Below are 23,696 nucleotides of genomic sequence, written 5' to 3'. Positions count from 1 at the left end.
TGCGAGTTCGCCCTATGTTCGACTCTCTGTCCATCCGCCTGAAAATCGTCCTGTTGTCCGGTCTGTGCCTGCTCGGCGTCGTTGCCTTGATCGTCGGCATGAACATCTACCAGACCAACCAGAACGACGAACTGGTCAACGCCTCCAGCAGCAAAATGCTCACCGCCAGTGTGCAGAACCTTTTGCAGGCCAAAGCCGCCGAGCAAGCCGTGCGGGTGCAGAAGACCTTCGGCGAAAGCCTGCTGGTGGTGACGGCCCTGGCCGATCAAATCAAGGACATGCGCAACATGGCCGCCAAGCGTTCCCTGGAGGCTGGCGCCCTGCGTGAAGAGTTGAACCAGAGCCTGAAAACCGCGTTCGAGCGCAACAGCAAGGTGTTGGGAATCTGGCTGGCGTTCGAGCCCAATGGCCTCGACGGCAAGGACAGCGAGTTCGCCAATGACGCGGCCCGACAGTCCAATGAATCCGGGCGCTTCGCCAGTTACTGGAGCCGCGCGGGCGGGGTCGGGCTGAACACGATCATGGTCGAAGACGACATGACTAAAACCACCCTCAGCCTCAGCGGCACCCCATACAACAGTTGGTACACCTGCCCTCGCGACAACAAACGCACCTGCCTGCTCGACCCGTATTCCGATACCGTCGGCGGCAAGGAAGTGCTGATGACCACCATTTCCGTGCCGCTGTTGGTGGACGGCAAGGCCATTGGCGTGGTCGGCGTGGACATCGCCCTCGACTCACTGCAAGCGGCGGCGATGGATTCCCAGCGTGATTTGTTCAACAACGCCGGGCATATGCTGATCGTCTCCGGCAGCGGTGTGCTCGCCGGTTACAGCGCCGACGCCGGCAAGGTCGGCAAAAACATCGGCGAAACCCTTGGCGCAGACGGCAAGGAAGTCCTGCAACTGCTCGGCAACGGTTCGCCGAAGATTCTCGAACAGGGCGAGCTGATCCGCGCGGTGTACCCGGTCAGCCCGATCCCCGATTCCAAAGCCTGGGGCGTGGTGATCGACCTGCCGAAACAGGTGCTGCTGGCCGATTCGGTGAAGCTGCAAGCGGTGCTCGATGATGCGCAGCAAAGCGGCACGATCAAGGCCCTGATGGTGGCGATTGCGGCCGGGCTGGTCGGTCTGCTGCTGATCTGGCTCACCGCCTCCGGCGTCACCCGGCCGATCAACAGCGTCGCCGAAATGCTCAAGGCGATTGCCAGCGGCGACGGCGACCTGACCCAACGCCTGCACTACAGCAAGAAAGACGAACTCGGCGAACTGGTGAGCTGGTTCAACCGGTTCCTCGACAAGCTGCAACCGACCATCGCGCAGATCAAACAAAGCATCACCGACGCCCGTGGCACCGCCGACCAGTCTTCGGAAATCGCCCGCCAGACCAGCGAAGGCATGCAGGTGCAGTTCCGCGAAATCGACCAGGTCGCCACCGCGTCCAATGAAATGAGCGCCACCGCCCACGACGTCGCCAACAGTGCATCGAACGCCGCCAACGCAGCCAAAGGCGCTGACCAATCGGCGCGGGATGGCATGCAAATCATCGAACGCAGCACCCGGGACATTAACTTGCTGGCCGATGAAGTCAGCAAAGCCGTAACCGAAGTCGAAGCCCTGGCGGTCAACAGCGAGCAGATTGGTTCAGTGCTGGAAGTGATCCGCAGCATCGCCGAACAGACCAACCTGCTGGCGCTCAACGCGGCGATTGAAGCGGCCCGGGCCGGGGAAAGCGGTCGTGGCTTCGCGGTGGTCGCCGATGAAGTGCGCAACCTGGCCAAACGCACCCAGGACTCGGTGGAAGAAATCCGCATCGTCATCGAACGCATCCAGACCGGCACTCGCGGCGTCGTCGCGACTATGCATTCAAGCCAGACCCAGGCCCACAGCAACGCCGGGCAAATCCAGCAAGCGGTCCAGGCCCTGGGCAAGATCAGCGACGCGGTCACGGTGATCAGCGACATGAACTTGCAAATCGCCAGCGCCGCCGAACAGCAAAGCGCCGTGGCCGAAGAGGTCAACCGCAACGTCTCGGCGATCCGTACCGTTACCGAAACCCTGACCGGCCAAGCCACAGAGTCGGCGCAAATCAGCAGCCAGCTCAATGCTTTGGCCACGCACCAAATGAAATTAATGGATCAGTTCCGCGTTTAACAATCCACCGCAAATCCCCCCTGTGGGAGCGGGCTTGCTCGCGAAGGCGTCGTGTCAGTCGATATCAATGTTGCTTACACACCGCATTCGCGAGCAAGCCCGCTCCCACAGGAGTTAATTCCCACATGGGGATTTCATCCGGCCTGTCATCTGTTTTGATCTATGATCGAACCCTCGTTCCGGAGGGCCTTCGATGACTGATTTACTCACGTCCATTCAAGCCGCACTCGGCTTGCCGCACACCCCAATCCCCTTCACGTCGAGCGGCGCCCTGCCCTCGGCGTTCGCCGTCACCGACCTGGCCTGCGCCAGCATCGGCGCCGCCGGCCAGGCTGTCAGCCAGTTGCTGCAGCAGCAAACCCGTCGCCTGCCCAGCCCTGAAGTCGATCGCCGCCTGGCCTCGTTTTGGTTCGCCACCTCTATTCGCCCCGTGGGCTGGAGCGTGCCGCCGCTGTGGGACCCGGTCGCCGGTGACTATGCGACGAAGGATGGCTGGATCCGCCTGCACACCAACGCCCCGCATCACCGCGCCGCTGCCGAACGGGTCCTCGGCGCTTGTGCCGACCGCGCCGGCATGGCCAGTCAGGTGGCGAAGTGGGCCAAGACCGATCTGGAAACCGCCGTGGTCGAGGCCGGTGGCTGCGCCGCCGAAATGCGTACCTGGGCGCAATGGCAGGCTCATCCTCAAGGCATCGCGGTGAACGCTGAGCCGTTGATTCAATTCGCCGCCAATCCGGGCCAAAACACCAAACCGTGGCATGGCTCAGTGGCGCGACCGCTGGCCGGGATCAAGGTGCTGGACTTGACTCGCGTACTCGCGGGCCCCACCGCTAGCCGTTTTCTCGCCGGGCTCGGCGCCGATGTCTTGCGCATCGACCCGCCGACCTGGAACGAGCCGGGCGTCGTGCCGGAAGTCACCCTCGGCAAACGCTGCGCACGCCTGGATTTGCACGACAAGGTTGATCGCGCGGTATTCGAAAGCCTGCTCAAGGACGCCGACATCTTGCTCCACGGCTACCGCGCCGATGCGTTGGAACGCTTGGGTTACGGCGTGGCTGAACGCCAGGCATTGGCCCCCGGGTTGATCGATGTCTGCCTCAACGCCTACGGCTGGAGTGGCCCGTGGCAGAATCGTCGGGGTTTCGACAGCCTGTTGCAGATGAGCAGCGGGATTGCCGAGGCTGGCCAGCAATGGAAGAAGGCCGACAAACCCACGCCGTTGCCGGTGCAGGCGCTGGATCACGCCACCGGGTATTTGATGGCGGCAGCGGCGATCATGTTGTTGGGCAGTGGAGGGTCAGCACGGTTGTCGTTGGCGCGGACGGCGAAGTTGTTGATCGAGCAGGGTGCCGGGACGGATGAGCCGTTGCGGGCGGAAGATGACAGCGATCAAGGGCTGTTGGTTGAACAGACACCTTGGGGGCCGGCGCATCGGTTGCACGTTCCGCTGAAAATCACCGGGACGCCGTTACAATGGACACTGCCGGCGTCTGAATTGGGTGCCCATCGCGCGCAGTGGTGGTGATTTTCAGATAGCTTTCGCGAGCAAGCCCGCTCCCACAGTGGATCGCATTCCTCCAGGAAAACCCGGTCCACTGTGGGAGCGGGCTTGCTCGCGAAGGGGCCATAACAGCCACCCATCCTTCCGGATCAGCTCAATCAGCCCGACTCAACGATGTCCACAAAAGCTGCGCCGCATACCCCCGAAACGGCCGCCACACTTCAGCCCGCAACAACAACTCCCGCGCCGTCACCGGCTCTCCCTCAAGCGCCGCCAACGCATTAATCAACCCCACATCCCCCGACGGAAACGCATCACCCTCCCGCAACTGCCGCAACGCAATGTACTGCGCCGTCCAGTCACCAATCCCGTGCAACGCCAACAACCGCGCCCCCCCACTGTCCCGCCCCGGTTCAAACAACAGCGGATCATCCAGCAACGCCTGCGCCACACCCGACAGCGTCCGGCCTCGGCTTTTCGGCATGCCCAATGTCGCCAGGTCCGCCGCCGCCAACACCGCCGCCCCGGGAAATACATGGGTCAGCCCCGACAGCGGTGAGCGCAACGGCTCGCCATACTGCGCCACCAGTTTCCCCGCCAGTTTGATCGCCGCGCCCACGCTAATCTGCTGCCCCAACACCGCGCGAATCGCCAGTTCCAGACCGTCCCACGCCCCCGGCACGCGCAATCCGGGACGCTCGGCGATCAGTCGCGCCATCAACGGATCTGCCGCCAGATGTCGATGGATAGAGGGCAAGTCGGCATCCAGATCAAACATCCGCCGCAACCGCGCCACAATCTCGGGCACGGCACCCGGATCAGGGAAATCCAGCGTCACCTCCAGCGCATCCACGCCGGCGGGTGTGATCGAAAATGTGCCGTGAACACCGTTCAAGCCGATGCTGCGCGAATACACGCCATCGACCACCGTCTCCATCCCGGCAATCGCCCGCGCCGATAAAAAATTCAGCATCGCTGCCCAGTCGTAAGGTGGTCGATACGCCAGCAGCAAACTCATCGAGACAGCCCCAAGTGATTTAATTTAACTAAATAGATAACCCGCAATAACGTTCAACAACTAACACCTTATTACAACTTTTATTTATAACCGGCCACATTCTGACAACTGAAAGTTGCGTATTCGCCAAAACGAACTAGCTTAAAAAACTCAACGCACAACGCGTTATTCCTGCCTCGATCTGCCGGAGGCCTCTGGACCGGGCTTTTCCAGCAATACAGTTATGCACGTGAAAAGTTCATAAGTCTTTCATTAACAATGGAATGTGCCCATGCACTGATCTATGTCAGCTGATTGAACAGTTAACAGATTTATTCTGTTGCCTCTCTTCTCCTGCACTGGAGTCATGCAATGTCTGAATCCCCCGGAAAACTGAAACTCGGTGCGCTCGTTGCATTGGTCGTCGGCTCAATGATTGGTGGCGGGATCTTCTCTCTGCCGCAGAACATGGCCGCCAGTGCGGACGTCGGTGCCGTGTTGATCGGTTGGGCGATCACGGCGGTCGGCATGCTGACCCTCGCCTTCGTATTCCAGACCCTGGCCAACCGCAAGCCAGACCTGGACGGCGGTGTCTACGCCTACGCCAAGGCCGGTTTCGGCGACTACATGGGTTTCTCATCGGCCTGGGGTTACTGGATCAGTGCCTGGCTGGGTAACGTCGGTTACTTCGTGTTGCTGTTCAGCACCCTCGGCTACTTTTTTCCAATCTTCGGCGAAGGCAACACCGTTGCCGCAGTGATCGGCGCGTCGGTGCTGCTGTGGGCCGTGCACTTCCTGGTCCTGCGCGGGATCAAGGAAGCGGCGTTCATCAACCTGGTGACCACCGTCGCCAAGGTCGTGCCGCTGCTGCTGTTTGTGTTGATCGCGGTGTTCGCGTTCAAACTGGACATCTTCACCGCCGACATCTGGGGCACACAAAACACCACCCTCGGCAGCGTGATGAACCAGGTGCGCAACATGATGCTGGTCACCGTCTGGGTGTTCATCGGTATCGAAGGCGCGAGCATCTTCTCGGCCCGGGCGGAAAAACGCAGCGACGTGGGTAAAGCCACGGTGATCGGTTTTATCACCGTGCTGTTGTTCCTGGTGCTGGTGAACGTGTTGTCCCTTGGGATCATGACCCAACCGGAACTGGCCAAGTTGCAGAATCCGTCGATGGCGGCAGTGCTGGAACATGTGGTTGGTCACTGGGGCGCGGTACTGATCAGCGTCGGCCTGATCATCTCGCTGCTCGGCGCGTTGCTGTCCTGGGTGCTGCTGTGCGCGGAGATCATGTTCGCCGCCGCCAAGGACCACACCATGCCGGCGTTCCTGCGCAAGGAAAACGCTAATCACGTGCCGGTCAATGCGCTGTGGCTGACCAACGCGATGGTGCAGGTGTTCCTGATCATCACGCTGTTTTCCGCCAGCACTTACCTGTCGCTGATCTACCTCGCCACCTCGATGATTCTGGTGCCGTACCTGTGGTCGGCGGCTTATGCGCTGTTGCTGGCGGTGCGTGGCGAGAGTTATGAAAACGCCCTGGCCGAGCGCAAGAAAGACCTGATCATCGGCGGTATCGCGGTGATCTACGCGGTCTGGCTGCTGTATGCCGGCGGCATCAAATACCTGCTGCTGTCCGCCCTGCTCTATGCCCCCGGCGCGATCCTGTTCGCCAAGGCCAAGATCGAAGTGGGCAAACCGGTTTTCACCACTGTCGAGAAGCTGATCTTCGCCGCCGTCGTCGTCGGTGCCCTGGTGGCGGCCTACGGGCTGTATGACGGCTTCCTGACTCTGTAACCGTTTCAATCTGGAGGATCACTGTAATGACCACGGAAAAAGTGAAGTACGGCGTACATTCCGAAGCCGGCAAACTGCGCAAAGTCTTGGTTTGCTCCCCAGGCCTGGCCCACCAGCGGCTGACCCCGAACAACTGCGACGAACTGCTGTTCGATGACGTGCTGTGGGTCGCCCAGGCCAAGCGTGACCATTTCGATTTCGTCACCAAGATGCGAGAACGCAACGTCGATGTGCTGGAAATGCACAACCTGCTGACCGACATCGTCGCGATCCCCGAAGCGCTGGACTGGATTCTGGACCGCAAGATCACCGCCAACACCGTAGGCCTGGGTCTGGTCAACGAAGTCGGTTCATGGCTGCGCAGCCTGGAGCCGCGCAAAATCGCCGAGTACCTGATTGGCGGCGTATCCGCCGATGACTTGCCGAGCAGTTTCGGCGGCAAGACCATCGAGATGTTCCGCGACTTCCTCGGCCACTCCAGTTTCATCCTGCCGCCGCTGCCCAACACCCAGTTCACCCGCGACACCACGTGCTGGATCTACGGTGGCGTGACCCTGAACCCGATGCACTGGCCGGCGCGCCGTCAGGAAACCCTGCTGGCCAGCGCGATCTACAAATTCCACCCGGAGTTCACCAACGCCGACTTCCAGGTCTGGTACGGCGACCCGGACCAGGAACACGGCAACGCCACCCTCGAAGGCGGCGACGTGATGCCGATCGGCAACGGCGTGGTGTTGATCGGCATGGGCGAACGTTCGTCCCGCCAGGCCATCGGCCAACTGGCGCTGAACCTGTTCAAGCACAACGCAGTGGAACGGGTGATCGTCGCCGGTCTGCCTAAGTCCCGGGCGGCGATGCACCTGGACACGGTGTTCAGCTTCTGCGACCGCGACCTGGTGACGATTTTCCCGGAAGTGGTGAACCAGATCGTCGCCTTCACCCTGCGTCCTGACGACAGCAAACCGGGTGGCATCGACATTCGTCGCGAAGAAACCAGCTTCCTCGACACCGTGGCCGCCGCACTTAATCTCAAGGCCCTGCGCGTGGTGGAAACCGGCGGCAACAGCTTCGCCGCCGAACGCGAGCAGTGGGACGACGGCAACAACGTGGTGGCCCTGGAACCAGGCGTGGTGATCGGCTACGACCGCAACACCTACACCAACACCCTGCTGCGCAAGGCTGGCGTGGAAGTCATCACCATCAGTGCCGGCGAACTCGGTCGCGGTCGCGGCGGCGGCCACTGCATGACCTGCCCGATCATTCGCGACCCTATCGACTATTAATTTTTGCGCCCGGCCTCACCCTTATAAAGCGTGAGGTCGGGGGATAACCGAAACCCAAGGAGATCCACCATGGCTTTTAATATGCGCAACCGCAGCCTGCTGAGCTTGATGCACCACACCACCCGCGAGCTCAACTACCTGATCGACCTGTCCCGTGACCTCAAGCGCGCCAAGTACACCGGCACCGAGCGTGCGCACCTGCAAGGCAAGAACATCGCACTGATCTTCGAAAAAACCTCGACCCGCACCCGTTGCGCCTTCGAAGTCGCGGCCCACGACCAAGGCGCCCACGTCACCTACATCGACCCGGTGTCGTCGCAGATCGGCCACAAAGAAAGCATGAAAGACACCGCCCGCGTGTTGGGCCGAATGTTCGACGCCATCGAGTACCGTGGCTTCGAACAGGAAATCGTCGAAGAGCTGGCCAAGTTTGCCGGCGTGCCGGTGTTCAACGGCCTGACCGCTGAATTCCACCCGACGCAAATGATCGCCGACGTGTTGACCATGCGTGAGCACAGCGACAAGCCGCTGCATGAAATCAGCTACGCCTACCTCGGGGACGCCCGCTACAACATGGGCAATTCGCTGCTGATGATCGGCGCCAAACTCGGCATGGACGTGCGCATCGGCGCACCGAAAGCCCTGTGGCCACACCAGGATTTCATCGATCAGTGCAAAGCCTTCGCCGAAGAAAGCGGCGCGCGCATCACCATCACTGAAGACCCGAAAGAAGCGGTCAAGGGCGTGGACTTCATCCACACCGACATCTGGGTGTCGATGGGTGAGCCGGTGGAAGCGTGGGACGAGCGCATCGAGCAACTGCTGCCGTACCAGGTCAACACCGCGATGATGAAGGCCTCGGGCAACCCGCGCGTGAAGTTCATGCACTGCCTGCCGGCGTTCCATAACAGCGAAACCAAAGTCGGCAAAGACATCGCCGCGCGCTATCCGCACCTGGCCAATGGCGTCGAAGTGACCGAAGAAGTCTTCGAATCCCCGGCCAACATCGCCTTCGAGCAAGCGGAAAACCGCATGCACACCATCAAGGCGATTCTGGTGTCGGCGTTGGCGGATATCTAAAAGCCTCGCCCGGCTCCCACTGGCGAAACACCGGCCCCTGTGGGAGCGAGCCTGCTCGCGAAGACGGACTGACATCCAAAATCAATGTCGGCTGATACACCGCTTTCGCGAGCAGGCTCGCTCCCACAATGGATCGGGTTTCGGCAGGAGGACCGTGTTGCCCGAACCCTTTTCTGAAAGGACTGCACTATGCGTATCGTCGTCGCCCTGGGCGGTAACGCCCTGCTCCGCCGTGGTGAACCCATGACCGCGGACAATCAACGCGCCAACATCCGCGTCGCCACCGAACAGATCGCCCGGATTTACCCCGGCAACCAACTGGTCATCGCCCACGGCAATGGCCCGCAGGTCGGGCTGCTGTCGCTGCAGGCGGCGGCCTACACCTCGGTGTCGCCCTACCCGCTGGACGTGCTCGGTGCCGAAACCGAAGGCATGATCGGCTACATCATCGAACAGGAACTGGGCAATCTACTGGACTTCGAAGTGCCGTTCGCCACGCTGCTGACCCAAGTCGAAGTCGATGCGAATGACCCGGCGTTCCAGCACCCGAGCAAACCGATCGGTCCGGTCTACTCGAAAGCCGAAGCGGAAAAACTTGCCGCCGAAAAAGGCTGGGCGATTGCCCCGGATGGCGACAAATACCGTCGCGTGGTCGCCAGTCCTCGGCCGAAACGCATCTTCGAAATCCGCCCGATCAAGTGGCTGCTGGACAAGGGCAGCATCGTGATCTGCGCCGGCGGTGGCGGCATTCCCACGATGTACGGTGCCAGCGGCAAACTCGAAGGCGTGGAAGCGGTGATCGACAAGGACCTGTGCTCGGCGCTGCTGGCCGAACAGCTGGAAAGTGATCTGCTGGTGATCGCCACCGACGTCAACGCCGCGTTCATCGACTTCGGCAAACCAACGCAAAAAGCCATCGCCCAGGCCCACCCCGACGCCATGGAAAAACTCGGCTTCGCCGCCGGTTCCATGGGGCCGAAGGTCCAGGCTGCGTGTGAGTTTGCCCGCAATACTGGCAAAGTCGCGGTCATCGGTTCACTCTCGGACATCGAAGCCATCGTCCAGGGCAAGGCCGGCACGCGCATCAGCACGGCGACACCTGGCATTACTTATTTATAAGGAGAGACGCCAATGGCCACGTTTGAACCGGGTCACTTGCACTTCGAGCGCCACGCGCTGAATGACGATGATGTCAGCTACAACCTGTGCCTGGACTATGAAGTCACCCAGGATCCCGAAGGAGGCAAAGGCATGCAGTTCACGTTGCATGGCAGCATCCAGGGCAAGGACATGGAAGAGCAGTTCTTCCTGCCCAAGGACCAGGCCTACAACTTCGCCAGCAACGTGACGCACATTGCCGAGAAGTACGGAATCCCCAAGACCCACAGCAGCATTGGCTCGGTGCACAAGCATTACGATGCGATGTTTGAAGATGTGCGAGTGCAGCTGGATATGAAATCGGGTGATCCGGTGAAGCCCGAACATTTGGAGTGAATCCTGAGGCCACCCCTCACCCTAACCCTCTCCCCAGAGGGGAGAAGGAACTGACCGAGTTGCATGTTCGAGCTACATCGACCTGAAATATCAAGTCGAACTCAGGACTTGAAAGCAACAGAGATCGGCTCCCTTTCCCCCTCTCCCCTTTGGGGAGAGGGCTGGGGTGAGGGGTGGCTTTCAACCCCAACCTGAATCTCAAGATTTCACCCCAGCCCTCCACCAAGGCATACTTGCCACCCTCCGCATTCCAGAACCAAAAACCGCCCCATGCGTATCCACGTCAGCTTCATCGACCGCGTCGGCATTACCCAGGAAGTCCTGGCCTTGCTCGGTGGGCGCAATCTCAATCTGGATGCGGTGGAAATGGTTCCGCCGAACGTCTACATCGACGCCCCGACCCTGAGCCCCGAAGTGCTCGAAGAGCTGCGCGACGCCTTGCTCAACGTGCGCGGCGTGCAGGCGATGACGGTGGTCGACATCCTGCCCGGCCAGCGCCGGCACTTGCAGCTCGACGCGTTACTCGCGGCGATGACCGACCCGGTGCTGGCCCTGGACAGTGCCGGCAAAGTGCTGCTGGCCAACCCGGCACTCATCGCGCTGTACGGTCGTGAACCCGCTGGAGAAAGCATCGCCGAACTGTTTGCCGACCCGGCATTGCTCGATACCTTGCTGGAAAACGGCTTCCGCCTGCCGCTGCGGGAAATCACCGTCAATGGCCAGACCCTGTTGCTGGACGCCACGCCGATCACCGACGCCGGCGCCCTGCTGACCCTGTATCAGCCGAACCGGATCGGCGAACGCCTTTCCGCCCTTCACCACGACCACGCCGAAGGTTTCGATGCGCTGCTCGGCGAATCCCCGGCGATTCGTACGTTGAAGGCCCGCGCCCAAAGGGTCGCGGCCCTCGATGCACCGTTGTTGATTCAGGGCGAAACCGGCACCGGTAAAGAACTGGTGGCCCGGGCCTGTCACGCCATCAGCGCGCGGCACAGTGCACCGTTCCTGGCGTTGAACTGCGCAGCATTGCCGGAGAACCTTGCCGAAAGCGAACTGTTCGGCTATGCACCCGGCGCCTTCACCGGCGCGCAACGGGGCGGCAAACCGGGGCTGATGGAACTGGCCAACCAGGGCACGGTATTTCTCGATGAAATCGGCGAGATGTCGCCGTACTTGCAGGCGAAACTGCTGCGGTTTTTGAACGACGGCAGCTTCCGTCGGGTGGGCGGTGATCGTGAGGTCAAGGTCAACGTGCGCATCCTCAGCGCGACCCACCGCGACCTGGAAAAAATGGTCAGCGAAGGCACCTTCCGCGAAGACCTGTTCTATCGCCTCAACGTGCTCAACGTCGAAGTCCCGCCCCTGCGTGAACGTGGCCAGGACATTTTGCTGCTGGCTCGCTACTTCATGCAGCAGGCCTGCGCGCAGATTCAGCGCCCGGTCTGTCGCCTGGCGCCGGGCACCTACCCGGCATTGCTGGGCAACCGCTGGCCGGGCAACGTGCGGCAATTGCAAAACGTGATCTTCCGCGCCGCCGCGATTTGCGAAAGCAGCCTGGTGGATATTGGTGATCTCGACATCGCCGGCACCTCAGTGGCGCGGCAGAGTGACAGCGAAGTGGATAGCCTCGAACAGGCCATGGAAGAGTTCGAGAAAACGTTGCTGGAAAAACTCTACGTCAGCTATCCCTCGACTCGGCAACTGGCCAGTCGGTTGCAGACTTCTCATACGGCGATTGCTCATCGGTTGCGTAAGTACGGCATCCCAAACAAACCCTGAGCCTGACTCGGTCAAAAATGTGGGAGCGGGCTTGCTCGCGAATGCGGTGTGTCAGGCAACATTGATGGCGACTGATACACCGCATTCGCGAGCAAGCCCGCTCCCACAGGTTTTGTGTAAGGCCGGAAAACCTGTTTAAAAGCGACCTTCATCTGTACTGAAAGCGCTACAGCGGAACGATATCGCTACACCCTCCCCTGATCACCGCTGTGCAAGGCTTTGATCCCATTACGCTTTTTTCTTTGCTTCAGGCTGTAGCGATTTCGCTACACGCTTTAGGTCCGCCTATACCGCCGCGGTACACAACATGCTGATTTATAAGGCTTTAACAACCTTGGCCGCGATCTTGCTTAGTAGCCACCTATAAAGAAGGGCTTTAGCCCAAGCATTCAATCGCGTCCACCAGACGAGTCTGGCCCCCTTAGGAGTTTCCATGAGCGAGTTGCGTTTTACTGAAGATCACGAATGGCTGCGCACCGAAGCTGACGGCAGCGTCACAGTCGGCATCACCGCTTTCGCGCAGAACGCCTTGGGCGACGTGGTTTTCGTACAACTGCCTGAGCTGCAGTCCTACGACAAAGGCGCTGAAGCCGCCACCGTGGAATCGGTAAAAGCCGCCAGCGGCGTGTACATGCCGCTCGATGGCGAGGTGCTGGAAGTCAACCCGGCGCTCGACAGCAGCCCGGAACTGGTCAACGAAGATCCGCTGGGCGAAGGCTGGTTCTTCCGCTTCCAGCCAACCGACGCCTCGGCTGTCGCCAAACTGCTGGATCAGGACGCTTACGACCGCCTGATCAAAGCCAACGCCGAAGCCTGAGGAGCGCTGACATGACCCAAGTACCTTCTGTTTCTGTAGATGTGACCACCGCCAACGAATTCATCGCCCGCCACATCGGCCCGCGTTCCGGTGACGAGCAAGCGATGCTCAACAGCCTCGGTTTCGACTCCCTGGAAGCCCTGAGCGCCAGCGTCATCCCTGAAAGCATCAAAGGCACCAGCGTCCTCGGCCTCGAAGACGGCCTGAGCGAAGCCGATGCCCTGGCGCTGATCAAATCCATTGCCGGCAAAAACCAGCTGTTCAAGACCTACATCGGCCAGGGCTACTACGGCACCCACACGCCGTCGCCAATCCTGCGCAACCTGCTGGAAAACCCGGCCTGGTACACCGCCTACACCCCGTACCAACCGGAGATTTCCCAGGGCCGTCTCGAAGCGCTGTTGAACTTCCAGACTTTGATCAGCGACCTCACCGGCCTGCCGATCGCCAATGCCTCGCTGCTGGATGAAGCCACCGCCGCTGCCGAAGCCATGACCTTCTGCAAACGCCTGAGCAAGAACAAGGGCAGCCACGCCTTCTTCGCCTCCGTGCATTGCCACCCGCAAACCCTCGACGTATTGCGCACTCGTGCCGAGCCGTTGGGCATCGATGTGGTGGTTGGCGACGAGCAAGAGCTGACTGACGTGACGCCGTTCTTCGGCGCACTGCTGCAATACCCGGCAAGCAACGGTGACGTGTTCGATTACCGCGAACTGACCGAACGCTTCCACGCCGCCAACGCTTTGGTCGCCGTCGCGGCTGATCTGCTGGCCCTGACCGTACTTACCCCGCCGGGTGAATTCGGTGCCGACGTGGCCATCGGCAGCGCGCAACGCTTCGGCGTGCCGCTGGGCTTCGGTGGCCCGCACGCCGCTTACTTCTCCACTAAAGATGCGTTCAAGCGTGACATGCCGGGCCGTCTGGTCGGTGTTTCCGTGGACCGTTTCGGCAAGCCGGCCCTGCGTCTGGCGATGCAGACCCGCGAGCAACATATCCGCCGTGAGAAAGCCACGTCGAACATCTGCACCGCGCAAGTACTGCTGGCCAACATCGCCAGCATGTATGCCGTGTACCACGGCCCGAAAGGCCTGACGCAGATTGCCAACCGCGTGCATCACCTGACCGCGATTCTGGCCCAAGGCCTGAAAGCGATCGGCCTGAATGTCGAGCAAACAAACTTCTTCGACACCCTGACAATCAAGACCGGCGCCAACACTGCCGCATTGCACGACAAGGCCCGCGACCAGCAGATCAACCTGCGCGTCGTGGATGCCGAACGTCTGGGCCTGTCCCTCGACGAAACCACCTCCCAAGCCGACGTGAAAACCCTGTGGGCCCTGCTGGCCGACGGCAAGTCGCTGCCAGACTTCGCCGCCCTCGCCGCTTCGGTTCAAGCGACGATTCCAGCGGCACTGGTGCGCCAATCGCCGATCCTCAGCCACCCGGTGTTCAACCGTTACCACTCGGAAACCGAGCTGATGCGCTACCTGCGCAAGCTCGCCGACAAGGACCTGGCCCTGGATCGCACCATGATCCCGCTGGGTTCCTGCACCATGAAACTCAACGCCGCCAGCGAAATGATCCCGGTGACCTGGGCTGAATTCGGCGCCCTGCACCCGTTCGCCCCGGCCGCACAAAGCGCCGGTTACCAGCAACTGACCGACGAACTGGAAGCGATGCTCTGCGCCGCGACTGGTTACGACGCGATCTCCCTGCAACCGAACGCCGGCTCCCAGGGTGAATACGCTGGCCTGCTGGCGATTCGCGCCTATCACCAGAGCCGTGGCGAAGACCGCCGCGACATCTGCCTGATTCCATCGTCCGCCCACGGCACCAACCCGGCCACCGCCAACATGGCCGGCATGCGCGTAGTCGTCACCGCGTGCGATGCCCGTGGCAACGTCGACATCGAAGACCTGCGCGCCAAAGCCATCGAGCACCGCGAACACCTCGCCGCGCTGATGATCACCTACGCGTCGACCCACGGCGTGTTCGAAGAAGGCATCCGCGAAATCTGCGGCATCATTCACGACCACGGCGGCCAGGTGTACATCGACGGCGCCAACATGAACGCGATGGTCGGCCTCTGCGCGCCGGGCAAGTTCGGCGGCGACGTCTCGCACTTGAACCTGCACAAAACCTTCTGCATTCCCCACGGCGGTGGCGGCCCGGGCGTTGGCCCGATTGGTGTGAAATCGCACCTGACCCCGTTCCTGCCGGGTCACGGCACCATGGAACGCAAGGAAGGCGCGGTCTGCGCGGCACCGTTCGGCAGCGCGAGCATTTTGCCAATCACCTGGATGTACATTCGGATGATGGGTGGCGCGGGTCTGAAGCGTGCTTCGCAACTGGCGATCCTGAATGCCAACTACATTTCCCGTCGCCTCGAAGAGCACTATCCAGTGCTCTACACCGGCAGCAACGGCCTGGTAGCGCACGAATGCATCCTCGACCTGCGTCCGCTGAAAGACAGCAGCGGCATCAGCGTCGATGACGTCGCCAAGCGCCTGATCGACTTCGGCTTCCACGCCCCGACCATGTCCTTCCCGGTGGCCGGCACGCTGATGATCGAGCCGACCGAAAGCGAATCCAAGGAAGAACTGGACCGCTTCTGCGACGCCATGATCCGCATCCGCGAAGAAATCCGCGCGGTGGAAAACGGCACGCTGGACAAGGACGACAACCCGTTGAAAAACGCTCCGCACACCGCGGCGGAAATCGTTGGCGAGTGGACGCATCCGTACAGCCGTGAGCAAGCGGTTTACCCGGTTGCATCGCTGATCGAAGGCAAATACTGGCCACCGGTCGGTCGCGTCGACAACGTGTTTGGCGATCGCAACCTGGTTTGCGCTTGCCCGTCGATCGAAAGCTACGCTTAAAACTGTGTGGGGCGGTTAATCCGCCCCACTGCATTACCCCTTGTGGGAGCGGGCTTGCTCGCGAATGCGGTGGATCAGTCACCTCAATGTTGCCTGACCTACCGCATTCGCGAGCAAGCCCGCTCCCACAGGGGACCGTGCAAAGCCCCAGATTCCGCGAATTCCTATAACAAGAAACCGGAGAACAACTCATGTCGTTAAGCGTGTTCGACCTGTTCAAGATTGGTATCGGCCCCTCCAGCTCCCACACCGTCGGCCCGATGCGTGCCGCTGCGCGTTTCGCCGAAGGTCTGCGCCGTGAAGGGTTGCTGACCGCCACCGCCAGCGTCAAAGTCGAGCTCTACGGCTCGCTCGGCGCCACCGGCAAGGGCCACGGCAGTGACAAGGCTGTGCTGCTCGGCCTGGAAGGCGAACACCCGGACACCGTGAACACCGAAACCGTCGCCGCCCGCCTGCAAGAAATTCGCGGCAACGGTCGCCTGAACCTGCTCGGTGAACACAGCATTGCGTTCAACGAAAAAGAACACCTGGCGATGATCCGCAAACCGTTGGCGTATCACCCCAACGGCATGATCTTTCGCGCCTTCGATGCCGCCGGCATTCAGATCCGCAGCCGCGAGTACTACTCGGTCGGCGGCGGTTTTGTCGTCGATGAAGATGCGGCCGGTGCCGACCGTATCGTTGAAGACGCTACGCCGCTGACCTTCCCGTTCAAAAGCGCCAAGGACCTGCTCACTCATTGCACCACCTACGGCTTGTCGATCAGTCAGGTGATGCTGACCAACGAAAGCGCCTGGCGCCCGGAAGCGGAAACCCGCGCCGGGTTGCTGAACATCTGGCAAGTGATGCAGGACTGCGTCGCCGCCGGTTGCCGTAACGAAGGCATTTTGCCCGGCGGCTTGAAGGTCAAGCGCCGTGCCGCCGCGCTGCATCGGCAATTGTGCAAGAACCCGGAATCGGCCCTGCGCGATCCGCTGTCAGTGCTGGACTGGGTCAACCTCTACGCGTTGGCGGTCAACGAAGAAAACGCCAATGGCGGGCGCGTCGTCACTGCGCCCACAAACGGTGCGGCGGGGATCGTCCCGGCGGTGCTGCATTACTACATGCGCTTCATCCCTGGCGCCAACGAAGACGGGGTCGTGCGTTTTCTGCTGACCGCGGCGGCCATCGGCATTCTCTATAAAGAAAACGCCTCGATCTCCGGCGCTGAAGTCGGCTGTCAGGGTGAAGTCGGCGTCGCCTGTTCGATGGCGGCCGGCGCCTTGTGCGAAGTCCTCGGCGGCACGGTGCAGCAAGTGGAGAACGCCGCGGAAATCGGCATGGAACACAACCTCGGCCTGACCTGCGACCCGATTGGCGGGCTGGTCCAAGTGCCGTGCATCGAGCGCAACGCCATGGGCTCGGTGAAAGCGATCAATGCGGTGCGCATGGCCCTGCGCGGCGACGGGCAACATTTCGTCTCCCTCGACAAGGTCATCCGCACCATGCGCCAGACCGGCGCCGACATGAAAAGCAAATACAAAGAAACCGCCCGTGGCGGTTTGGCGGTCAACATTATCGAGTGCTGATGCACGCATCCGCATTATTTTCAGGAGCTGAATATGTCCACCGAACAATTGCTGAAAACCCCGCTGCACGCACTGCACATCGAACTCGGCGCCCGCATGGTGCCGTTCGCCGGCTATGACATGCCGGTGCAATACCCGTTGGGCGTGATGAAAGAACACCAGCACACCCGTGAGCAGGCCGGGCTGTTCGATGTTTCGCACATGGGCCAGATCCGCCTGACCGGTGCCAATGCCGCCAAGGCCCTGGAAACCCTGGTGCCGGTGGACATCATCGACTTGCCGGTGGGCATGCAGCGTTACGCGATGTTCACCAACGAGACCGGCGGCATCCTCGACGACCTGATGGTCGCTAACCTCGGTAACGACGAACTGTTCCTGGTGGTCAATGCCGCTTGCAAGGATCAGGACCTGGCGCACTTGCGCCAGCACATCGGCGATCAGTGCACCATCGAGCCGCTGTTCGAAGAACGCGCGTTGCTGGCGTTGCAAGGCCCGGCCGCCGTGACCGTGCTCGCACGCCTGGCGCCTGAAGTGTCGAAGATGACCTTTATGCAGTTCGCCCGCGTGAAACTGCTGGGTGTGGACTGCTTTGTCAGCCGTTCGGGCTACACCGGCGAAGACGGTTTCGAAATCTCCGTACCGGCCGCCAATGCCGAAGCCCTCGCCCGCGCCCTGCTGGCCGAGCCGGAAGTGGCCGCCATCGGCCTTGGCGCCCGTGACTCCCTGCGCCTGGAAGCCGGCCTGTGCCTGTACGGCCACGACATGAACACCGAGACCACGCCGATCGAAGCGAGTCTGCTGTGGGCCATCTCCAAGCCTCGTCGTGCCGATGGTGCGCGGGCCGGCGGCTTCCCGGGTGCGGAAACGGTATTCGCCCAGCAACAAGGCGGGGTCAGCCGCAAGCGTGTTGGCCTGCTGCCGCAAGAACGCACTCCGGTGCGCGAAGGCGCAGAGATCGTCAACGAAGCCGGCGAGATCATCGGCAGCGTGTGCAGCGGCGGCTTCGGGCCGACCCTCGGCGGTCCTCTGGCCATGGGTTACGTCGACAGTGCTTACATCGCTCTCGACACTCCGGTTTGGGCAATTGTTCGTGGGAAAAAGGTGCCTTTGCTTGTAAGCAAAATGCCATTTGTTCCACAACGCTACTATCGTGGTTGATTGACTGTTTCTATAAGTAACGCGGTTGCGTTAACAGTGCACTAATCTGTAACGCAACCGCCATAAAACAGTGCAACCGTTCGATAATGAACTTGGCTTATAACGATCGAAAACAATTGAACACGGCAATCGTATAAGCCCGCACTAGTGGACCGTCTAACAGCCACCAACCTGAGCAAAACCGGGCCCCTCACAGGGGCTTGTTTTTTATTGGCTAGTTGGCGTAGAGTTTGTTCACTGTGTTTGCATGGGTCGCTTGGAATCGTGACCTGGGCAGTAGCCTACAAGTTAGCTACATCCCGTTCGACGTCTTCTTACTCTCCTGCAACCAGCCCCAGTACTCTTTCATGAGAAAGAGACTGTCATTAATTTTTGCGTCAAAGGAAATAAGAAATGTCCCAACGTCAGAGCGGTACCGTCAAGTGGTTTAACGACGAGAAAGGTTTTGGTTTTATCACTCCTGAAAGCGGTCCGGATCTGTTCGTGCATTTCCGCGCCATCCAGGGCAACGGCTTCAAGAGCCTGAAAGAAGGCCAGAAAGTGACTTTCGTCGCTGTGCAAGGCCAGAAAGGCATGCAGGCTGACGAAGTACAAGCAGAAGCCTAACCTTCTGTAACGAAAAAGCCCCTGATGCTGACATCAGGGGCTTTTTTGTGCGCGTAAATCCGTAAAATGGCTTCTTTTTCCGCCAGAGGCTGCCATGTCGAAACACCTGCTCAAACCCCAGGGCGACTTCCCCGCCGCCGCCTTGGGTCGTCGCCTGGCAGCGATGTTCTATGACTTCCTGTTGTGCACCGCCCTGCTGATCGTCACCAGCGGCATCTACAAGATGATCCAGATGGCGATTATCGGCGAAGACAAAATGCGCACCCTGACCGAAGCCGGCGCGCTGGACGGTGATCCATTGCTGTCGACGGTGCTGTTGTTCGTGCTGTTCGGTTTCTTCGCCAAGTTCTGGACCTGGTCCGGCCAGACCTTGGGTATGCAGGTGTGGGGAATCCGCGTGCAGAACGCCGACGGTTCGTCCATTAGCCTGTGGCAGGCGTTGTTAAGGTTTGTGGTGTCGATCGGGTCGTGGCTGTGCGTGGGCCTGGGTTTTCTCTGGCCGCTGTTTGATAAGCAGAAACGCAGCTGGCATGACATGTATTCGAATACGCAGCTCGTTCGTATTCCGAAGAAAACCAAGTAATCCCGCCACACAAAAATCAATGTGGGAGCGGGCTTGCTCGCGAAAGCGCTGTTTCAGTCGCGGCAAATGTCGACTGATAGACCGCTTTCGCGAGCAAGCCCGCTCCCACAGTTTTCTTGTGACTCAGGCGTTCCCGGCCAACTTCATCCGCGCCGCCTGGGTGAAGTCCAGCATCCGCTTCAACGGCCGGATCGCCTGGGGAATCAACGCCGGATCGACAAAGATCTCGTTCGTCCCTTCCTTCAAGCTCTTCAGCGTCCGCTCAAGGGTATTCATCGCCATCCACGGGCAATGCGCGCAACTGCGGCACGCGGCACCGTTACCGGCCGTTGGGGCTTCGATGAACACCTTGTCCGGGCACAGCTGCTGCATCTTGTAGAAGATGCCGCGGTCGGTAGCGACGATCAGGGTCTTGTTCGGCAGGCTTTGCGCGGCGGCGATCAACTGACTGGTGGAACCGACAGCGTCCGCCAGCTCGATCACCGACGTCGGCGACTCCGGGTGCACCAGAATGGCTGCGTCCGGGTACAGCGCCTTCATGTCTTCGAGCTGCTTGGACTTGAACTCTTCGTGAACGATGCAGGCACCGTCCCACAACAGCATGTCCGCGCCGGTCTTGCGCTGGATGTAGGTACCCAGGTGTTTGTCCGGGCCCCAGATGATCGTCTCGCCGTTATCCATCAGGCTTTCGACGATCTCCAGCGCGCAGCTTGATGTCACCACCCAGTCGGCCCGAGCTTTAACCGCCGCCGAGGTGTTGGCATACACCACCACCGTGCGTTCCGGGTGCAGATCGCAGAACGCCGAGAACTCGTCCACCGGGCAACCCAGGTCCAGCGAACAGGTCGCTTCCAGGGTCGGCATCAGCACGCGTTTTTCGGGGTTGAGGATCTTCGCGGTCTCGCCCATGAACTTCACTCCCGCGACCACTACGGTCTTGGCCGGATGGGCATTGCCGAAGCGGGCCATTTCCAGGGAGTCGGAGACGCAGCCGCCGGTTTCTTCGGCCAGGGCCTGAATCACCGGATCACAATAGAAGTGGGCAACCAGCACTGCGTCCTGAGCCTTGAGCTCGGCGGCAATGGCGGCGCGGTAAAAAGCCTCTTCCTCGGTGGTCAGCGGCTTGGGCTGCTTGGCGTCGAGGTGAGCTTGAACCAGAAGACGTTCAGAAATTTGCGTCATGATCGCAAGACCTGCGGGCGCTTTCGCGCGAAAGTCGAGTATACACCCGGCTCCGGACCCCTTGAGGGTACCGCCGGGAGCGTTAGTATTCATCAGGCACAACGTTGGAGCCGGGCAAGGCTACAGAATATCCCGCGGATGCAAAAGATGATTCTGACCTGCGTCACGCGGTGTAGTCCCGCGTTGAGCCGAGCACAAATCGCGGGCAAAAAAAAATCCGGAAATCCTCACTTGCGTGGGCCTTCCAGACTTTTAAAACTGCTACAAAAATGGTGGGTCGTGTGGGATTCGAACCTACGACCAATTGGTTAAAAGCCAACTGCTCTACCAACTGAGCTAACGACCCGCTGTGTGGTGGCGCGTATAATACTGATTTCTAAGGACTATTCAACACCTAATTTGAAATAAATCAAAAATAAGGGGTTGGGTCGCTGATTCCGGCGGCTGCGAAGCCTTCTGCACGCAGGCGGCAGCTGTCGCATTTGCCGCATGCATAGCCTTTATCGTCCGCCTGATAGCAGGAAACGGTCAGTCCGTAATCAACGCCCAGCTTCACGCCTGCCTCGACGATCTGCGCCTTGCTCAGGTTTTGCAGCGGAGCCTGGATACGGAAGCCGTTGCCTTCGACACCGGCCTTGGTCGCCAGATTGGCCATGCGTTCGAAGGATTCGATGAACTCGGGACGGCAGTCCGGGTAACCGGAGTAGTCCACCGCGTTCACACCGATAAAGATGTCGCGTGCGCCGAGCACTTCGGCCCAGCCCAGTGCCAGGGACAAGAACACGGTGTTACGCGCCGGCACGTAAGTCACCGGAATGCCTTCACCCGCCTCTTCCGGAATATCGATGCTGGTGTCGGTCAGTGCCGAGCCGCCCATACCGTTCAGGTTCAGGCCGATCACCTTGTGCTCGACCACTCCCAGGTCGCGGGCGACACGCGCGGCGGCGTGCAATTCGGCGTGGGAGCGCTGACCGTAGTCGAAGCTCATGGTGTAGCAGGCATAGCCCTCAGCGCGGGCCATGGCCACGACGGTTGCCGAGTCCAGGCCGCCGGACAGCAGGATCACCGCACGTTTTTCGGTTGTATTCAGTTGTTCGGTCATATCAGCGCCCCGGCTCGTCATTCCAAAGATATTTATGCAGCTGCAATTGCAGACGCACTGGCAGATTGTCCGCCACTACCCAGTCAGCCAGGTCCCGTGCATTCAGGTCATGGTGACTTGGCGAGAACAGGACTTCGCCGGCACGTCGATCAAGGCCGTACTGGATCAGCTTGGACACAGCCCAGTCGTAGTCTTCCCGCGAGCAGATGACAAACTTCACCTGGTCGTTGGGCGTCAGCAGTTCGATGTTCTCGTAGCGGTTGCGATGCGCTTCTTTCGAACCTGGGGTTTTCAGGTCCACGACGCGACTGACCCGGGAATCTACCGCCGAGATGTCGAGCGCACCACTGGTTTCCAGTGACACTTCGTAACCGGCGTCGCACAACTGCTTGAGCAATGGGATGGCATTGGGTTGCGCCAGCGGCTCGCCGCCGGTGACACAGACGTAGCGCGGACGGAAACCGGCCACTTGCTCGAGGATATCGTCGAGGGGGCGAATGGTGCCGCCGATGAACGCGTAAGCGCTGTCACAGTATTGGCAACGCAATGGGCAACCGGTCAGGCGCACAAAAACGGTGGGCAGCCCGGCAGTCCGCGTTTCCCCCTGTAACGAGTAGAAAACTTCGGTAATTCTCAATGTGTCTTGCATAGTCGCCACGGGCGTAACAGCTAAACAGGCTGTCCGCCTCCGTCAGGCTCTTCAAGGAACCCCGCCAACGCGCGAATCCCAAAAAGCGTATTTCAGAAAAAGGGCGTGAATTCTAACGAAAAAACCCGCGACAAGCGCGGGTTTCTTCAATTCTGGTCAAGCCAGCTTACATGCGTTGCAAATCGCGTTGAGCCAACTGAGCGGCGGAAGTGCCCGGATATTGGGACACCACCTGCTGCAGAATGCCTTTGACCTTGTCGGTATGACCCAGGCGGCGTTCTACATCCGCCAGCTTGTACAGCGAGTCAGGCACTTTGGCGTGCTTGGGGTACAGCTGCGAAACCTTGGCAAATGCCTGACCTGCACCTTGCAGATCACCTTTGGCCAAATTGACTTCGCCCAACCAGTACTGGGCATTGCCCGCGTATTGGCTGTTCGGGTATTTGCGCAGGAAAGCGGCAAAAGCCTGGCTGGCCTTGTCGAAATCCTTGGCTTTGATCAGGTCGAAGGCTGCATCGTAATACAGTTTTTCCTTCGCCGGATCACCCGGTTCACTGCTGGCGGCTGGTGCTTGAGCGGCGGCCGCTCCTGCACCTGCACTGGCGCCTGCAGCAGCTGCTGCGCCGGGGGCATTCAACGTGCCACCGGTGGAAGAATTATCAGGAGTGGCGGCTGGTGCAACGCCGGTTCCTATGCGCCGATCAAGATCCTGGTATCGCTCCAGGTTTTCCTGCTTCATGCGCGCTACATCATTTTGCAGAACTTCGATCACACCTTGTTGGCGTGAAATCTGCTCCTGCATGGATTGCAGTTGGTTGAACAGCTCGCCCTGTGCCGAGACAGGGGCCGAAACCCCTCCCCCGGCATAGGCGCCGTTCGTACCGTAACCCGCAGGCGGATAACTGGTCCCGCTATTGTTTCCGGAATTGTTATCGACCACAGGAACCGCAGCCCACACCGCAAGCGGTGCGAGACTGAGAGCCAGAACAGTTACAGCACGACGGCACGTTCGCATGACGAATTACTTACGCAGTTCGACGCGACGGTTTTGAGCCCAGGACTGCT

The 23,696-nt window shown here is 60.4% G+C and carries 19 protein-coding genes, 1 tRNA gene and 1 pseudogene; 15 read left to right on the top strand and 6 right to left on the bottom strand.

The features are described 5' to 3' along the window. Positions 1–14 precede the first annotated feature (14 nt). From ACIQY3_RS22345 to ACIQY3_RS22335, 3 genes and pseudogenes are all read left to right on the top strand, one after another. Positions 15–1,247, top strand: a pseudogene (locus ACIQY3_RS22345) (chemotaxis protein); the annotation flags it as partial. A 150-nt stretch (positions 1,248–1,397) separates the two neighbouring features. Next, the gene (locus ACIQY3_RS22340; protein ID WP_403023986.1) at positions 1,398–2,153 is read left to right on the top strand and encodes a methyl-accepting chemotaxis protein; all 756 of its coding nucleotides are present in this window, start codon (positions 1,398–1,400) and stop codon (positions 2,151–2,153) included. A 193-nt stretch (positions 2,154–2,346) separates the two neighbouring features. Further along, positions 2,347–3,678 (top strand): CoA transferase, encoded by a 1,332-nt coding sequence (locus ACIQY3_RS22335; RefSeq protein ID WP_403023681.1) that lies wholly within the window; start codon positions 2,347–2,349, stop codon positions 3,676–3,678. A gap of 130 nt (positions 3,679–3,808) precedes the next feature. Here ACIQY3_RS22335 and ACIQY3_RS22330 read toward each other — a convergent pair whose 3' ends face one another. Further along, positions 3,809–4,672 carry a DNA-3-methyladenine glycosylase family protein gene (locus tag ACIQY3_RS22330; RefSeq protein ID WP_403023678.1) on the bottom strand — a complete coding sequence of 288 codons (864 nt, stop codon included), beginning with the start codon at positions 4,670–4,672 and terminating at the stop codon, positions 3,809–3,811. Positions 4,673–5,023: 351 nt separating this feature from the next. Here ACIQY3_RS22330 and arcD point away from each other — a divergent pair, with 351 nt between their 5' ends. The 12 genes from arcD (at position 5,024) to ACIQY3_RS22270 (ending at position 19,698) form a co-directional block, all read left to right on the top strand. Next, positions 5,024–6,451 carry an arginine-ornithine antiporter gene (gene arcD, locus ACIQY3_RS22325; protein WP_403023675.1) on the top strand — a complete coding sequence of 476 codons (1,428 nt, stop codon included), beginning with the start codon at positions 5,024–5,026 and terminating at the stop codon, positions 6,449–6,451. A gap of 26 nt (positions 6,452–6,477) precedes the next feature. After that, entirely contained in the window at positions 6,478–7,734 is a 1,257-nt protein-coding gene (gene arcA / locus ACIQY3_RS22320; protein WP_403023672.1) for an arginine deiminase, read from the top strand. A gap of 69 nt (positions 7,735–7,803) precedes the next feature. Continuing rightward, the gene (locus tag ACIQY3_RS22315; RefSeq protein ID WP_403023669.1) at positions 7,804–8,814 is read left to right on the top strand and encodes an ornithine carbamoyltransferase; all 1,011 of its coding nucleotides are present in this window, start codon (positions 7,804–7,806) and stop codon (positions 8,812–8,814) included. Positions 8,815–9,003: 189 nt separating this feature from the next. Next, a complete protein-coding gene (gene arcC, locus ACIQY3_RS22310; RefSeq protein ID WP_403023666.1) occupies positions 9,004–9,933 on the top strand; it encodes a carbamate kinase in 930 nt (309 codons plus the stop codon). A 12-nt stretch (positions 9,934–9,945) separates the two neighbouring features. Then, positions 9,946–10,308 (top strand): DUF5064 family protein, encoded by a 363-nt coding sequence (locus ACIQY3_RS22305; RefSeq protein WP_403023663.1) that lies wholly within the window; start codon positions 9,946–9,948, stop codon positions 10,306–10,308. Between the two features lie 270 nt (positions 10,309–10,578). Continuing rightward, positions 10,579–12,087 (top strand): sigma-54-dependent transcriptional regulator, encoded by a 1,509-nt coding sequence (locus ACIQY3_RS22300; protein ID WP_403023660.1) that lies wholly within the window; start codon positions 10,579–10,581, stop codon positions 12,085–12,087. A gap of 433 nt (positions 12,088–12,520) precedes the next feature. After that, positions 12,521–12,904 carry a glycine cleavage system protein GcvH gene (gene gcvH / locus ACIQY3_RS22295; RefSeq protein ID WP_008027813.1) on the top strand — a complete coding sequence of 128 codons (384 nt, stop codon included), beginning with the start codon at positions 12,521–12,523 and terminating at the stop codon, positions 12,902–12,904. 11 nt (positions 12,905–12,915) lie between these two features. Continuing rightward, positions 12,916–15,783, top strand: coding sequence for an aminomethyl-transferring glycine dehydrogenase (gene gcvP / locus ACIQY3_RS22290; RefSeq protein WP_403023656.1), 2,868 nt, complete (start codon positions 12,916–12,918; stop codon positions 15,781–15,783). A 191-nt stretch (positions 15,784–15,974) separates the two neighbouring features. Continuing rightward, positions 15,975–17,351, top strand: a complete 1,377-nt coding sequence (locus ACIQY3_RS22285) for an L-serine ammonia-lyase (RefSeq protein WP_403023653.1) — start codon at positions 15,975–15,977, stop codon at positions 17,349–17,351. Positions 17,352–17,384: 33 nt separating this feature from the next. After that, positions 17,385–18,509, top strand: coding sequence for a glycine cleavage system aminomethyltransferase GcvT (gcvT, locus tag ACIQY3_RS22280; RefSeq protein WP_403023650.1), 1,125 nt, complete (start codon positions 17,385–17,387; stop codon positions 18,507–18,509). Positions 18,510–18,902: 393 nt separating this feature from the next. After that, entirely contained in the window at positions 18,903–19,115 is a 213-nt protein-coding gene (locus ACIQY3_RS22275; RefSeq protein WP_003175786.1) for a cold-shock protein, read from the top strand. A gap of 94 nt (positions 19,116–19,209) precedes the next feature. Beyond that, a complete protein-coding gene (locus ACIQY3_RS22270) occupies positions 19,210–19,698 on the top strand; it encodes an RDD family protein (RefSeq protein WP_403023647.1) in 489 nt (162 codons plus the stop codon). Positions 19,699–19,821: 123 nt separating this feature from the next. Here the strand turns inward: ACIQY3_RS22270 and nadA are convergent, their stop codons facing one another. From nadA to ybgF, 5 genes are all read right to left on the bottom strand, one after another. Continuing rightward, a complete protein-coding gene (gene nadA / locus ACIQY3_RS22265; RefSeq protein WP_403023644.1) occupies positions 19,822–20,880 on the bottom strand; it encodes a quinolinate synthase NadA in 1,059 nt (352 codons plus the stop codon). 270 nt (positions 20,881–21,150) lie between these two features. Continuing rightward, positions 21,151–21,226: transfer RNA gene (locus ACIQY3_RS22260), tRNA-Lys, on the bottom strand. 63 nt (positions 21,227–21,289) lie between these two features. Then, positions 21,290–21,982, bottom strand: a complete 693-nt coding sequence (gene queC, locus ACIQY3_RS22255) for a 7-cyano-7-deazaguanine synthase QueC (protein ID WP_054044981.1) — start codon at positions 21,980–21,982, stop codon at positions 21,290–21,292. Position 21,983: 1 nt separating this feature from the next. Further along, positions 21,984–22,631 carry a 7-carboxy-7-deazaguanine synthase QueE gene (queE, locus tag ACIQY3_RS22250; RefSeq protein WP_403023640.1) on the bottom strand — a complete coding sequence of 216 codons (648 nt, stop codon included), beginning with the start codon at positions 22,629–22,631 and terminating at the stop codon, positions 21,984–21,986. Between the two features lie 166 nt (positions 22,632–22,797). Continuing rightward, on the bottom strand, positions 22,798–23,646 hold the full coding sequence (ybgF, locus tag ACIQY3_RS22245; RefSeq protein WP_403023637.1) for a tol-pal system protein YbgF: 849 nt from the start codon (positions 23,644–23,646) through the stop codon (positions 22,798–22,800). Between the last annotated feature and the right edge of the window lie 50 nt (positions 23,647–23,696).

Origin of the sequence: Pseudomonas sp. NPDC096950 (assembly GCF_044762525.1) — a bacterium.
Classification (GTDB): domain Bacteria; phylum Pseudomonadota; class Gammaproteobacteria; order Pseudomonadales; family Pseudomonadaceae; genus Aquipseudomonas.
Note: the sequence above shows the minus strand (reverse complement) of the source record. Positions and strands in the feature narration are given on the sequence as shown.